This is a genomic window from Neobacillus drentensis (assembly GCF_036965425.1).
Taxonomy (GTDB): domain Bacteria; phylum Bacillota; class Bacilli; order Bacillales; family Cytobacillaceae; genus Neobacillus; species Neobacillus drentensis_F.
Genome location: NZ_JBALPP010000048.1, coordinates 18,681 through 18,951 on the forward strand (window position 1 = coordinate 18,681; position 271 = coordinate 18,951).

The 271-nt window shown below is 36.9% G+C and carries 1 pseudogene; it reads right to left on the bottom strand.

The features are described from left to right. A pseudogene (locus tag V7161_RS13420) lies at positions 1-79 on the bottom strand (spore protein); the annotation flags it as partial. Positions 80-271 lie beyond the last annotated feature (192 nt).

The following is a 271-nucleotide window of genomic DNA, read 5'->3' on the forward strand; positions in this document are numbered from 1 at the left end:
CAATTTCATACTTCATTTGACTTAATGCTTGCTCGACGCCTGGTACTAAAAGTTGATTAGAGTTGTTGTTACTAGCCATAGTTGAATAACACTCCTCTTAATAAATTTGGGGTTAGTATGGTATTGAACCATAATGGAAAACCATTGCCACCATGGCCTAACCCGTATTATCAATATTCGTTTGATAAAAATTATTAGTATCGGAGAAATTAAATTTGGTTGGATGATCCGGAGTTGCACCGGCTTTTACCCTTGTTGGTTTCATCCATCG